We start from the raw sequence: 14,591 nt of genomic DNA on the forward strand, positions 1-14,591 counted from the left end.
AAAAGACAACCAGGACCTAAAAAAGCTCAATTACTGATCAATCTAGCAAAATGTTCTATTGGAACGGGACAAGCACTTGATGCTTATAAATTCCATCTAGAACAATTATTAGAAGAATATGACCTCTCTGTAAAACAACTCGAAAGAGTTGAACAACAAGTTACAGAAGTTCTCAACAATATTCCATTTGCAAAAAAACTACTTATGATTAAAGGAATAAGTGAAATTTCATTAGCTGGGATACTAGGTGAGTCAGGTGATCTAAGTGGATTCTCTCACGGAAACTCTCTATTACGTCATGCAGGATTACATCTAGCTGAAGCAAGTTCTGGCAAGTGGAAAGGTCAGATTGTTATTTCGAAGCGTGGAAGGTCGAGACTACGACGTTTCCTCTACTTAGCAACCATGAGCCTTGTGATGAATAACCCTGAATTTAAAGCCATGCATTCCTATAATGTGAAGGTTAAGAAGATAAAGAAAATGAAATCAATAATGAAACTGATCGGTAAACTAGCAAGGATTTTTGTAGGAATAGCACGACGAAACGAGTCTTACTGTCCAAATAAAATACAAGAATTAATCCCTTTAGCAGCTTAGAAATAAAACATTAGTTAATAAAATGTTTCAATTAAGATAGTTAACTTTAATTTTGAATGTTGTCTTATTCGTAGGATTTCAAATATGTACGGAGTACCAGGTTTATTGAACAAAAGGGCACTGACCCATCAGGTTAGCATAACTGGCCTCCACCCCTTGGATAGGCATGACGAAGGAATGATAGGGCAATTGACCCGTTGAGACATGGGAGGGAAAGCCTCCAGGGGCGGCGTGGAGAATGTACATCATATGGTAAAATATGGAGTATTAGCTAACTCCTTTATTTAACTATGCCTTCACGAAGCCAAATGATCTGAATTCATTCCAATTACCCGTCATTCTATTTATAGAGGTTATGAAATCCTGCGAATAAGTGAGCATTCAAGAGATACTCGTATCAAACTGAGGGAGTTGAAGAGGATTCCAACAAAAACACAACTTATTTTATCAAACTGTAGTGGGTGAAAATCTTATACTTTCTTTTTAAAATAGAGTCGGCAAGTCTTCTAGTAAATTCTATCCGTGCCAAGAACCAGTTCTTTTATCTACTGTTTCAATAGGATAATTATCTTTTTCTCCAGTATAAGGTACAGAATCCGTATAAACCCATACAGTATCACCTTTATCAATTAATTTTACTATTTCATCTTCCCTATTATTACTGTTATTCCAATCCTCAAAAAATAGCTCTTTCCAATTATCTTTTATAGGCGCATTCCAAGAAAGGTACTGGGCTTGTTCAAAGAGAGTTCCTTCTTTACCGTTATTTTTTTTCTTAAATTCCTCTATAACATTCCAAATCTCATTAGCGTTTAAATTATCGTAGAAATTCTCAGACCAGTTGATACCTTTAGCATAAACATAATCAGGACCCGGCATATACGTATCAAATATATAGGTCCTAAGCGTCTTCTTTAAATGCTCCATCTCTTCAAGCGAAGCATTTTGGGAAACAACTTTTTCCTGTTTCTGTTGATATATAAATTCGATAAATTGTCCACTTGGAACCGTGCCATCCGCTAAATATTTTACATAATCCTCACCCTCAACAGTTCTACCGTCAAAATTACTGCCATTTCTTTTCAATAAGAGAGCATGTTTTTTGCCTTCTTTATTTGATATCGTTACAACCGTATACCCATGAGAATCTTTATTTTTAGCGATTGTAAAAGAAAAATGGTACACGTTATTGACTGTTAATTGCCCATTGTTAAAGTACCAAGTGCTACTTACCCCATCCCGTTTTCCTGTTGCCAGCCAAACATCGCTGATATTATCACTCGCCTGTGGTATTTCTGAAGATGTTGAACTTTTGGATGGCGATGCTTTCACTGCCGGATTTGTGTTTTGCTTCGAACTTTGTGATGTTGTTTCAGTTGTTTTGGGTTTTTGCTTCGAACTTTCTGGAGAAGTTTTGGTTGATTCACCGTTCGTTTTTCCACATCCAGAAATCACTACCCCAAGTAGAACTACCCAAACAACTATTATTTTTTTCATTTACATTCCCCCCCTTTTATATAAAATGTTTTTTCATTATTTTAACATTTTTAGTTCAACTAAACTCCCACTAGTGGAACAAGAAAAAGGGCTGCCGCTGCAACCCGATTTTTCAACGAAAGCTATGGGATTTTAAGCGTAACGCCTCACTGGTTCCGTCATACATTTGTTACTCTTCTACTAGAGAATGACGTTCCTCTTGCTGTCGTAAAGGATTGGGCTGGCCATTCGGATGTTTCCACAACCAACATATACTTAGAACGTATCAACCAGGATAACTCATATCTTCATTTAAATAAAGTTAATTTGTTTTAAAGATATAATTTATTATCGTAGAGCATACATCTTTTTATTTTTTGTTATATTTTTGCATTCATTTGATGTGGTATGGTGTTCCTTAAAGGTCCATTTTCATAATATTTGGGTACGCTTGTACCTTCTAATTTTGGTGGAAACACCCTATGATGAACTTCAACTTTATTTCTATAATTTGATATATGGAGATTTGCCAAAAAACACATTTATCTATCCTTTTATGTATTGCCTTCCATCTAATTTTGTTGTATATAATGTGTTTCAATATTTAATTAATTTATGAGTCGCTATTTAACGAATAATTTAAAGCGTTCGATTACATGTAAAATTTCTTCTCTTTACTTTTTAACTCTACTTGGGACAAATATATGATGAATATTTTAAATACAATTTAATAAAATATATATTATAATATATTCTATATAATATGTTTTATCATATATGTTTAAATATTATTTAATATTATTATTAACATATACGGTTAATTGTGAAATTTTATCCCTTTTCTCTATTAATTTTGAGTAAAACCAATAATAGCTGGAATTCTAACTCCAAAATAAAAATTCTCGAAAATTGCTATTTCGAGAATTTTTATTACTGTATTTACATACAGCTCACAAATTTAAAAGATAGTAGACACGATTTACCATCACCAAGTTTTACTTTAACTGAAACTCCTTTAAACAAAATTTCATCATTATGTTTTACGATGATTTTTTCCGAGGTCACGTTCTAGTTCCCCCTTATTATTTTTGCAATTTCAATCTCCCTTAATTCTGTAAGTTTTTACGGTGAATCCAAAGGATTCTAAGATTTTCTTAAGTGCCATTTAATGGAGTATCTCAGACTTTTTCGTCATTCATTCTGCACTACTTCATACCGCCTTCCATTAAGTTAAACTACCCCGTAATTACACTAGTTTGATACAAAGAGATGCGCAATATACTAACCAATAAAGCTGAAAAACAAAAGGGGAACTCCCCCTCTTGTTTTTCAGCTGTCATTATAATCCTACTAAATTGTCATTTTATATTTGAGAAAACCCGAGATCACATTATTAGTTGACGGATTCCATAACCTTTACCTGTTCTATTTTCCGAAAAACACGGTTGCAAAGTGAAAATATCCAGTAAGCGCTGATACTAAAAATTATAAAGCCTGTAATTGGAAGTGCCATTGCGATCACTGCCGTTGCAACCAAGATAACAAGACCTAGAAGGGTAATCGGAAAATGTAAAAGTGAAAAGAACAACGCATTCTTTAGCAATACACGCCAATTCGTTTTGTAGTGAACCATGACAGGAAACAAAAATACGGTTGTAAAAGTATACAAAACGCCGACAAAAAGCAGAACCGGCAACAATACGTTACGGATGGAACCTAATCCGTATATGAACTTATAGTCAGAATAGAATATATAGGCAAAAGTCAGCCACAAAATCCCCAGTAGAAAACTTTGCTTAAAATTTTCCTTAAAATAGCGAAAAAACGAAGTAAAAACGCTGGAATCCTTATACAAAACCGATTGTCGCACAACCCCAAACATAGCAGCGGTTGCCGGGAAAATCGTTACGACAGGCAAACTCATCAGAAGCCAAAGCAAATTTAACAGAAAAAGATTACAAACTACCTCGAATGTTGAATACACTTTGCTGTTCATAAAGTTCATATTTTCACCACTGGTTTTTAAAATTTTGTAAATGTGCCCTTTTCCCGCAATTATTTAATACCTGTAATCGTGACACCTTCTATAATTTGCTTTTGTGCAACGATATAAATAATAAGTACTGGAATAACAGAGATTGTTGTACCCGCCATCATCAATGCCCAGTCAGACACATATAAACCTTTGAACGTATTTAGCAGTAATGGAACTGTAAATTTCTCAGGTGTGTTCAAATAAATTAAGGCGTCAAGGAAGTTATTCCATGACCCTAAAAATACGAAAATACCAACAGCAGCCAGGGCAGGGCGTATCAGTGGTAAAATAATGCTCCAGTAGATTCTGAAGTAGCCTGCTCCGTCAATGACGGCTGCCTCTTCCAATTCTTTTGGAATACCCATGATAAATTGCCGCAGTAAAAATACAGCGAAGGCGTTAAATAAACCACCAGGTACAATCAGGGACAGGTGGGAATCCAGCCATCCAATTTTCCCCATGATAATATATAAAGGAATCATCGTTACTTGCTTGGGAATCATCATTGTAGACAAGAAAAGAATGAATAAAACGTTTGCTCCTGTAAAACGAATTTTTGCAAACGCGTAAGCTGCCATAGATGCAGTTAGCAATGTAGCCAACACAACCGTACTAGTAATATAGAAGCTATTCCAGTATGCTTTTCCGAACGGCATTGCGGTCAATGAATTCAGATAATTAGACCATTGAATTGGATGAGGGATCCATACCGGAGGTACGAGAAAGATTTGCGACATGTCCTTCAAGGAACTGATTACCGTCCAAAGGAACGGGAAGATCATAGTAAGAGCGCCAAGAGTTAAGATGCCATGAAGAATAATTTGAGATGGCTTTACCCTTTTCTTCACCTTTGTCTGTACGACTGGAATGGCTGTCTTTTTAACTGCTGTGACTATATTATTCAGCATAGTGAACCCACCTTTTCGACATTTTAAATTGGATAAGAGTGAAGATTAAAATAATCACAAACAGAATCATCGCAGAAGCAGCGCTCTCTCCCATTTTAAAGTCAATAAACCCTTGTTGATAAATATGGTATACAAGTGTATAACTAGATTTCGCAGGACCACCGTTCGTCATAACGAAGGCCTGGTCAAATACTTGGAAGGAGCCAATGATAGACATGATGGCAATAAAGAATGTTGTAGGTGAGAGCAATGGCAAGGTAATATGCCAAAATTTACGAAAACGGGAAGCGCCGTCAATTTCAGCAGCCTCATAATAACTTTTGGAAATTCCTTGTAAACCTGCGAGAAAGATAACCATGTTATTACCAAGTCCCCACCAAATACTTAAAATTGCAATTGCCGGAATAACCCAATGGGTATCGGTCAGCCACTTTGGCCCTTCAATTCCGATATGCGAAAGCAGCAGATTCAAAATTCCAAAGTCACCGTTTAAAATCCACATCCAAATAACCCCGATAGATACGGAACTTGTTACAACAGGCATAAAGTAAAATATCCGATAGATCTCCTTCCCTTTCACCTTGTTAAGCGCAACCGCAAGGAGTAAGGAAAGAATAATGCTCGCTGGAATCACTAAAACCATATAATATACTGTATTTTTCATTGCCATCCAAAAATCCGGATTTTCAAACTGCTTCAAATAGTTGGCAAAACCTACAAATGTTTTTGCACCAAACCCGTCCCATTTTGTGAAACTTAATACAAGTGCGTAAATAACCGGGAATAAAGAGAAAGCAAATAGGCCAATTAATTGCGGTGTGATAAATAAATAACCTGCTAACGTCCTTTGGCGATTATGCATGGAACTCACCCTCCGTTTTCAATGATAGTAGAGAAAGGGAAAGCATTCTATCAACTCCCTTTCCCTATGATTTTAGTAAAATTAGTTACCCGCTTTAAATTCTTCTATCATTTTCTTTGATTTTTCTGAAATTTTCTTGATGGTTGTATCCACATCTTGCTTTTTTAGGAACAACAAGTCATATTGGTCTTCAATCTCCTTGTTCAAGCCAGGAACTTGTCCTTTAAATAGTTTAGGAGAGCCGCTTGCAAAACCTGTTTCACGACCATCGATTAGATATTGTGAATGCTCAACTGTCTTGTCGCTCGTTACTATGTCATCAATACCGCTTACTGAAGGAACTGCGCTACCATTTCCGGTTAAACGCTCTTTTTGTCCTTCCTTTGATACATAGAATGTTGCAAACTTCATTGCCTCGTCTACTTCTTTAGACTTTTTGTTTACAGCAATGTATGCTACAGGAATTTGGACTGGCTCCATTTTGTTGCCAGTATTAGTTGGCCAGGAAATATAATCAAATTTGAGGCTCTTGTTTTGGCTGAACATTGGAGTTAACCAGCGCCCTGCAGCCACAATTCCCACTTGGTTGGACATGAACATCGCATCTATTCCTTGTCCTTTTGGAAGAGATCCAGCGTACGTGATTTGCCTCTTTTTCATTAAATCGTTTACAAATTGGATCGCATCTTTCGCTTTTTGATTTTGGTCCATCACGTAATTTCCTGATTCATCAAAGGAAAGACCGCCGTTTGACCAAATCCAAGTATCCATTAGCCATTGTTCGGCTATAAATCCCTTTTTACCGGCATCTTTTAATTTATTCGTTACTTCATTAAAGGCATTCCAATTCCATTTGCCTTCATCAAAATATTCTTGAGGCGATTTAATGCCCAGGTCTTTAAACATTTTTTTGTTGTAGTACATAACCACTGGATTACAGTCAACTGAGATACCGTAAATTTTGTCACCTTGCTTGGCAGCGCCCCATAGACCGACTGCATATTCATCCGGCTTGGCATAGCTCTCATCACTCTTCATGAATTTACCCAACTCAGCAAGGGCACCTTTTTTTGCCAACTTCGCCATGGTAGTGTCGCCAACATAGAATACGTCTGAAGCATTTCCGCCTTGCAGCTGCGTCAATAATTTTTGCTCATACCCGTCACTAGGCACCGGTATCATTTTAATTTTTACGTTTGGATGTTCTTTTGTATAAGCATCGATCCCCTTCTGGTATACCTTCAACTCGTCGGGATTTCCCCAAACAGACATCGTAAGGTTCACTGTTTTACCAGAGGCGCTTCCACCTGATTCTGAGGATGTTTTTGTGCTGTTGCCACTGCACCCGGAAAGGGCAAGCAAGCCGGCAAGAACTGCTGGAACAATCTTGAACATTACCTTTGATTTTATTTTCATTTTGAAACCTCCCATTAAATTTGAAAAATAATAAGTTTTTTAAAAAAAGGTAAATTGCTAAGTCTTATTGGGATGCTTTTCTTTCAATCTAGTTTCATTTTCTTTCTTCAAACTTAGTTATTAATAATCTTAGATAAGTTCGTTGAATTTCTTATCACTAGATATCAAAGATACCTGAATACTATTTTTGGCAGTAACCTAAAACTTTGAATCCGCTTTCGTTTCGAGATAAAAAAATCTGCCCACAAATTCTTAACTCAAATAATATTTCCTACTAGCTAGTAAACACATATACTATATAATCAGCAGAGACTACTATATAATATTTATAACTCATTTGTTAGCTAGTGAGTCTCCGGTTTAATGTCCCTATTAAAATGTGATGGCCGTCACTAGCATTCATTAGGGATGTTAAACCTTTTTACCAATATGAAGAATCCTGTCTGCAGTTTTTCTGGATTCACCCCCTAAAGTCATATCTTCTCCCTACCTACTTTTTCACCGCTTTCTCTAATCACCAATTAAGTAGGAACGGTTACTTTCAATCGAAGTTTCCTGGTATTGATTCGATAATAATAATTTGGAACGGAAATGTTTGATTCTTGAAGCGCCTGTCGTTATTAAATTTTACCGCTTTCATAAATCCCGGGTCTTATACATACAGTCAACGAAACAAGATTTGTACATTCTTGCGGTTATTCACCTCCATTGAAGTCACTTTTTAAAAAGGTAAACTCCTTATATAATTAAGATAAAATGATAGTTAATTTGATACAAGAGTAAAAAAAACAAATGGAGGGTAATATCTTGCTGGGTGATTTATCTCAAGCTTCAATAGGTTTTCAATTTATTATGCCCATGCCTCTTTTAATGTTAAAGGGAATCGGCTGGCGCTCTTATTCATCTCCCACATATATTTGGGATGGAAGACGCCGCTCTAATGAATATTGCTTATTTCAATATACTGTAAGTGGTCAAGGAGAAATTGAGATTGAAGGGAAAATTTATAGTCAGAAACCAGGTGATGTTTTTATTGTTGAAATCCCTAGTGATCACTGCTATCGACTGCCATCCTATTCTAAAGAGTGGGAAGTACTCTATATCGAATTTTCAAAAGAAGCCATACCTTTTTGGCATCAACTCTTTAGTTTGTCAGGTCCTGTTATTTCAGTAAAAGAAGATTCAGCCTTTATGCAATTGGCTTGGACCGTCTATGAATTGGCTGTGAAAGATCAAATAAAGGATGTGTATCAGTGTTCTAAATACGCTTATCAACTGGTAATGGAGTTAACCAGTCACTTTTATCAAGAACAAAAGACAAGGCCTTTGCCTTCTAAGATTGAACTATGTAAGAAGTTTATTAATGAAACGTATCAAGAATCAATTGGGTTGGACGATATGGCAAATGCAGTAGGGATTTCTAAATTTCATCTCACTCGTGAATTTGAGAAAAAATTAGGAATGACCCCTAACCGTTACCTGACTCAAGTCCGATTAGAAAAGGCCACTCAACTATTAGTTTCTTCAACTGAAATGAATTTAGAGATGGTGGCGAAAATGGTGGGATTTACATGCGCCAATTATTTTGGGAAAGTTTTTAAAAAACATATGGGGATTTCTCCAATGGAATTTCGTAGGAATAATAATCATTATGATATGAATCGGATTTTATTTAAAAAGTAGTTTAACTTAATAATTAAGATCATGTATTCTTCGAGGTTGAAAAAATATGAGAAGTAGCCAAGGCTTCCTTGAAAAAGCGTTTGGCTACTTGTAATCACTTGACTCACTTAGATAATAATCAATGTTATCTCCTTCTAAATTGACTGTACGATATAAGTACATCCACTTCAACCCCATTTATAATTAATTTAACTATGGAACTCCTTCCAATTCCCTGTAGACAGAAGCATAGTATTAACAATTAAAATCCAACTGAAATTTGTGGTCGAACGAAGAGCAATAATTTACCTTATGTATATCTTTTTTACCCTTGTCCCACAAAACAAATAGTTTTATCCTGAATTATATAAGCAACAAATTGCTTAAAAAGACTTTAGAGACAAGTAATACAATAAATAATCTAGGAGAGCTATATGACTATTCAGTTTGATTCAGAGAATAAAATTTTTCATTTAAAAGGAAAAAATACAAGCTATGTTATGCAAGTAATCCGAGATGGATATTTAGTCCATTTATATTGGGGAGAAAGAATTAAAAAATATCGCAAAAGTAATCCTGTTACATTCATTGATAGAGGATTTTCACCAAATCCAGACCCGTTAGACCGAACATTTTCATTAGATACAATACCACTTGAGTATCCCGCCTATGGAAATGGGGATTTTCGATCACCCGCTTACCAGATTCAATTAGAAAATGGCTCTACTGTGACAGATCTACGTTATCTTACGCATCAAATCTATGAAGGGAAGCCAAAATTACAAGGTCTGCCATCTACTTATATTGAATCGGAAAAAGAAGCTGAAACATTAGAAATTGTCATGATAGATGAATTGATTGGATTAAAGGTTACGTTAATTTACACAGTCTTTAGAAATTTTAATGTAGTCACTCGCTCTGTACGATTTGATAATCATGGAAATGAAAATCTCAAAATCATGAGAGCATTAAGTGCTAGTGTAGATTTTCGAGACGATGAGTTCGAATTATTATCATTATATGGGGCTCATATAAACGAACGAAATATTTCTAGACGTCCGATAACGCCAGGTGTTCACATTATGGAAAGCCGTCGTGGTGCAAGTAGTCCACAACAGGATCCATTTTTGGCATTACTTCGTAAAGGAGCCGATGAAGATCATGGGGAAGTATATGCATTTAATTTCGTATACAGTGGAAACTTTTTAACCCAAGTAGAGTTAGATCAATATCGTAATACCCGAGTCTCTATGGGTATTAATCCATTTGATTTTTCATGGTTGCTTGAACCAAATGAGGGTTTTCAAACACCGGAAGTAGTTATGGTTTATTCTTCAAATGGATTAGGAGAAATGTCACGAACCTTTCACGAGCTTTATCGTACTCGTTTATGTCGAGGAAAATTCCGCGATCGTATACGTCCTATTTTAATTAATAACTGGGAAGCCACCTTCTTTGACTTCAACACAGAAAAAATCGAGCAGATTGCAAAAGAAGGAAAAAAACTTGGAATGGAACTATTTGTATTAGACGACGGTTGGTTTGGTCATAGAGATGATGACAAAAGTTCACTAGGAGATTGGATAGTAGATAAAAGAAAACTTCCCAATGGTCTAGAAGATTTAGCCATGCGTATTCGTGATATGGATATGGAATTTGGTCTATGGTTTGAACCAGAGATGGTATCAGAAGATAGCGATTTGTATCGGAAACATCCAGATTGGTGTTTGCACGTGCCAAATCGACCTCGTACAGTAGGCAGAAATCAGTTGGTTCTCGATTTATCTCGTAAAGAGGTCTGTGATTATATTATTGAGGCATTATCTAAAATATTATCAAGTACTTCAATTAGTTACGTTAAATGGGACATGAACCGTCATATGACAGAGGTTGGATCGGCAACTCTACCACCGGAGAGACAGCGAGAAACTGCACATCGTTATATTTTGGGACTGTACCGAGTTATGGACGAGCTGACTTCAAAGTTTCCAAACATATTATTTGAAAGTTGTTCTAGTGGAGGAGGACGTTTTGATCCAGGTATGCTGTACTTTATGCCTCAAACATGGGCCAGTGATAATACAGATGCCGTATGCCGGTTGAATATCCAGTATGGTACTAGTCTGGTATACCCAATCAGCTCTATAGGCTCACATGTTTCAGCTGTTCCAAACAATCAGGTTGGCCGAGTAACACCACTTGATATGCGTGGCCATGTAGCCATGTCTGGCAACCTCGGTTATGAATTAGATTTAACAAAATTATCATCAGAAGAAAAGGGAATGATTATGCAACAGGTTGCTTTTTACAAGGAGATTCGACCGTTGATTCAATTTGGCACTTTCTACCGTATCCTTAGCCCATTTGAAGGAAATGAAACCGCCTGGTCTTTTGTCTCTGAAAATTATTCGGAAACAATAGTTGGTTATTTCAGAGTATTATCTCAACCTGCAGCATCTATTCGGATTCTCAAATTAAAAGGATTGGATCGAGATAGTTTGTACAAACATATGGAAACAGGTGAAGTGTACGGTGGGGATGAGCTTATGAACATAGGGATTACGATACCAAGAATTAAAGGAGATTTTATAAGCCTATTCTGGAGACTAAAGAAGGTTTAAACATAGTACATTGTAATGAACATGTTACCTTTTTTGCATATTATGCTGCGAGTAACTCATTTACGAATTAAACAGTTACAAGAATTGGGGTACGCATGATGATTTTACAGATTGAAGTGTTAGAAGAACAGATCGATCTACTCAAAAAAGATTTGATTAAGATTGCTAAAGAAACTGGCTTAAACAGCCATGAAACAATTCGTTGTAGTCGGAAATTAGACCAATTAATCATGATTTATCAAAAATATGGAAATGCAATTAATAAAAAGAAAACAAAAGGAAATCAGCATCATCTTTTATCTACTGATTCAGAATCGGTTCTCATTATGTTATAAAATGGAACCGGTTCCTGGTAACACTTAATGGAACAAGTTGTTTTTACTACTTTATTTTTACCATGGATTGAAATTGGTTCCAAATAAAAACTTAAAACAAAGGAGAAAGGATATGAATTACAAAGAAAGCGCACAAGCCATTTTAACCGCTATTGGAGGAAAAGAAAATGTTTCAGCAGCAGCACATTGTGCGACAAGGCTGCGTTTAGTATTGCATGATGAGGGAAAAATCAATCAAGCTTCTTTAGATAGCCTCGAGGTTGTAAAAGGTACCTTTTCAACTGGAGGACAGTTTCAAATTATCATTGGTGCCGGTACAGTAAACGAAGTCTTTAAACAATTTGTTAATCTTACCGGGATTAGCGAAATGTCGACCAGTCAAGTAAAAAATGCAGGGGCGAAAAAACAGAATCCGTTTCTTCAATTAATTAAATTACTTTCAGATATTTTTGTTCCCATCATCCCAGCCATCGTAGCAGGTGGTTTATTAATGGGACTTAATAATGTATTAACCGCAAAAGATTTATTTATCCACGGAAAATCATTAATTGATGCCAACCCTAGTATTGCCGACTTAGCAGCAATGATAAATACATTTGCAAACGCTGCGTTTGTCTTCCTCCCGGTGTTAATTGGTTTTTCCGCTACAAAAAGATTTGGCGGGAATGCTTTTTTAGGGGCAGCACTTGGTATGATTATGGTTCATCCGGATTTATTAAATGCGTATGGGTATGGTGCGGCATTAGTAGCTCATAAGGTTCCAGCATGGCATATTCTCGGTCTTACAATTGAAAAAGTTGGATATCAGGGAACTGTTTTGCCGGTCCTTGCTTCCTCTTTTCTTTTAGCGAAAATTGAAATCAACTTACGAAAAGTCATTCCTTCTGCACTGGATAACCTATTTACACCTTTATTATCAATCTTGATAACTGCAGCGCTAACATTCACAATTGTAGGTCCGTTAACTCGCTCAGCAGGTAATTATTTTACGGATGGAATCGTGTGGTTATATAATACAACAGGCTTTGTTGGTGGAGGGATTTTTGGATTCTTTTATGCCCCAATCGTTATAACTGGTATGCACCAAAGCTTTATTGCAGTTGAAACCCAATTGTTGGCAAATATCGCCAAAACAGGTGGTTCATTCCTATTTTCAATTGCAGCCATGTCTAACGTAGCTCAGGGAGCAGCCACTCTTGCCGTTTTTTTCATGACGAAAGATAAAAAAATGAAAAGTGTTGCATCTGCATCAGGAATTTCTGCCCTTTTAGGAATAACTGAGCCGGCAATGTTCGGTGTGAATTTGAAACTTAAATATCCATTTATTGGAGCAATCATCGGATCTGGTATAGCCTCTGCATTTGTTACCTTCTTTAAGGTAAGAGCCATTGCTATGGGAGCAGCAGGACTTCCAGGAATTATTTCGATTAAGGTAGCATCAATTCCTTATTATGTAATTGGCATGGTAATCTCGATGATTATTGCATTTATATTAACCCTGGTATTAGGAAAAAGAGATGCAAAAAAGCTTAGTCGGTAATGAAAATAAGGTAGCTTACTTCGTAGAGTTAAAGGGGAATCGTATTGATTCTCCCTTATTTTTTCTCCGAAGTCCTCTCAATTCTTTTGTTAAGAGAACTTGAATCTAATAATCCTCTAGATTTACATCAATATCTTTCCACTCCGGTGTACCCTTATTATGCGAATATCCCCTTTTCATTTATCAATTCATATTGTCATCAACTTAATCAATGATCAATTGATCAATTTCAACAACTTCCTTACTATCACGAAACGTCCCGGCGGATACACCAACCATTTTACGGAATACCTTATTGAAATAGTTGGCATTTGCATAACCCACTTGGGCTGCAACGTCCGTAACAGAGGAGCTTGTAGTACGAAGAAGCTCCGCCGCTTTTTGAATTCTGATTTTGGTAAGGTATTGCACAGGTGTCATATTTAGTTGGTGTTGAAACTGCTTAATAAAGTAATATCTTGAGAGACCGGATACGGCCGCTATATCGTCGAGTGTAATCGGTTCATGATAATGTGTTTGGATAAAGGAAAGAGCTTTTGTAATCTGGAGAGAGATATCTTTCGTTGTTTTTTCAATATTTCTTATGAAACGGTAACACTCCATAATAAACTCGTAAGCTTTTGCAGAGGCATAATATGCATCTGTAATCCTTTGATCATATGTCTCTTGATAGATTTTCAGTAAAAGCTGGATCAACTTTGAATTCGGAGGTACTTTCAAGACAGGACCACTCTGTTCCTTCATAAACCGCCAGCAATCGGCTGCCTCTCTTCCTACTAATGTAATAAACATAAACTCCCATCCCTCGCTATCCTTTGGAAAATAATATCGATGATCGCTAGGAATCTCGACAATGAATGCTTCTCCAGCCTTCACTGTATAGCTTTTATCCGCTATGTCAAGCCTTCCTGATCCTGACAGAGTGTATTGAAAAACATAAGTGCCAACATCTTTCCGCTTTAATCCATGCCAATCATAAACCGTGCCGGGCATTTTTTCTTCCCGTCCAAGCACGAAAATGTTTGCTACATCGTTAGGAAGCACATCTTGAAAACGAAAACCGTAAGTTCGATAATCTTTTACAGGTTTCTCTCTATTAATAAAGGACAATATTTTACCCTCCAATCACACTAACTTAC

General features: G+C 36.4%; 12 protein-coding genes. 6 read left to right on the forward strand and 6 right to left on the reverse strand.

What is annotated here, in order from left to right:
- Positions 1 to 597 (forward strand): transposase (locus J7E67_RS13955; RefSeq protein WP_214732138.1); only part of this gene is annotated, 597 nt, incomplete at its 5' end.
- A 516-nt stretch (positions 598 to 1,113) separates the two neighbouring features.
- Here the strand turns inward: J7E67_RS13955 and J7E67_RS13960 are convergent.
- A complete protein-coding gene (locus J7E67_RS13960) occupies positions 1,114 to 2,094 on the reverse strand; it encodes a hypothetical protein (RefSeq protein WP_214732140.1) in 981 nt (326 codons plus the stop codon).
- A gap of 129 nt (positions 2,095 to 2,223) precedes the next feature.
- Between J7E67_RS13960 and J7E67_RS13965 the strand changes: the two genes are divergently transcribed.
- Positions 2,224 to 2,409 carry a tyrosine-type recombinase/integrase gene (locus tag J7E67_RS13965; RefSeq protein ID WP_214732169.1) on the forward strand — a complete coding sequence of 62 codons (186 nt, stop codon included), beginning with the start codon at positions 2,224 to 2,226 and terminating at the stop codon, positions 2,407 to 2,409.
- A 1,057-nt stretch (positions 2,410 to 3,466) separates the two neighbouring features.
- On the opposite strand, the gene J7E67_RS13970 is transcribed toward J7E67_RS13965, so the two are convergent.
- From J7E67_RS13970 to J7E67_RS13985, 4 genes are all read right to left on the reverse strand, one after another.
- The gene (locus J7E67_RS13970) at positions 3,467 to 4,078 is read right to left on the reverse strand and encodes a YesL family protein (protein ID WP_214732142.1); all 612 of its coding nucleotides are present in this window, start codon (positions 4,076 to 4,078) and stop codon (positions 3,467 to 3,469) included.
- A gap of 50 nt (positions 4,079 to 4,128) precedes the next feature.
- Positions 4,129 to 5,016, reverse strand: coding sequence for a carbohydrate ABC transporter permease (locus J7E67_RS13975; protein WP_214732144.1), 888 nt, complete (start codon positions 5,014 to 5,016; stop codon positions 4,129 to 4,131).
- Positions 5,006 to 5,878: a carbohydrate ABC transporter permease gene (locus J7E67_RS13980; RefSeq protein ID WP_214732146.1), complete on the reverse strand. Its 873-nt coding sequence runs from the start codon at positions 5,876 to 5,878 to the stop codon at positions 5,006 to 5,008. The genes J7E67_RS13975 and J7E67_RS13980 overlap by 11 nt, the downstream gene beginning before the upstream one ends.
- Positions 5,879 to 5,959: 81 nt before the next feature.
- On the reverse strand, positions 5,960 to 7,294 hold the full coding sequence (locus tag J7E67_RS13985; protein ID WP_214732148.1) for an ABC transporter substrate-binding protein: 1,335 nt from the start codon (positions 7,292 to 7,294) through the stop codon (positions 5,960 to 5,962).
- Between the two features lie 807 nt (positions 7,295 to 8,101).
- Between J7E67_RS13985 and J7E67_RS13990 the strand changes: the two genes are divergently transcribed.
- The 4 genes from J7E67_RS13990 (at position 8,102) to J7E67_RS14005 (ending at position 13,452) form a co-directional block, all read left to right on the forward strand.
- Complete coding sequence (locus tag J7E67_RS13990) at positions 8,102 to 8,977, forward strand: AraC family transcriptional regulator (RefSeq protein WP_214732150.1); 876 nt, start codon at positions 8,102 to 8,104, stop codon at positions 8,975 to 8,977.
- Between the two features lie 413 nt (positions 8,978 to 9,390).
- Complete coding sequence (locus J7E67_RS13995) at positions 9,391 to 11,577, forward strand: alpha-galactosidase (RefSeq protein WP_214732152.1); 2,187 nt, start codon at positions 9,391 to 9,393, stop codon at positions 11,575 to 11,577.
- A 95-nt stretch (positions 11,578 to 11,672) separates the two neighbouring features.
- Positions 11,673 to 11,912, forward strand: coding sequence for an aspartyl-phosphate phosphatase Spo0E family protein (locus J7E67_RS14000; RefSeq protein ID WP_251026769.1), 240 nt, complete (start codon positions 11,673 to 11,675; stop codon positions 11,910 to 11,912).
- Between the two features lie 112 nt (positions 11,913 to 12,024).
- Positions 12,025 to 13,452 (forward strand): sucrose-specific PTS transporter subunit IIBC, encoded by a 1,428-nt coding sequence (locus J7E67_RS14005; RefSeq protein ID WP_214732154.1) that lies wholly within the window; start codon positions 12,025 to 12,027, stop codon positions 13,450 to 13,452.
- Positions 13,453 to 13,656: 204 nt separating this feature from the next.
- Here J7E67_RS14005 and J7E67_RS14010 read toward each other — a convergent pair whose 3' ends face one another.
- Positions 13,657 to 14,562 carry an AraC family transcriptional regulator gene (locus J7E67_RS14010; RefSeq protein WP_251026770.1) on the reverse strand — a complete coding sequence of 302 codons (906 nt, stop codon included), beginning with the start codon at positions 14,560 to 14,562 and terminating at the stop codon, positions 13,657 to 13,659.
- Between the last annotated feature and the right edge of the window lie 29 nt (positions 14,563 to 14,591).

Source organism: Bacillus sp. ISL-46, assembly GCF_018613205.1.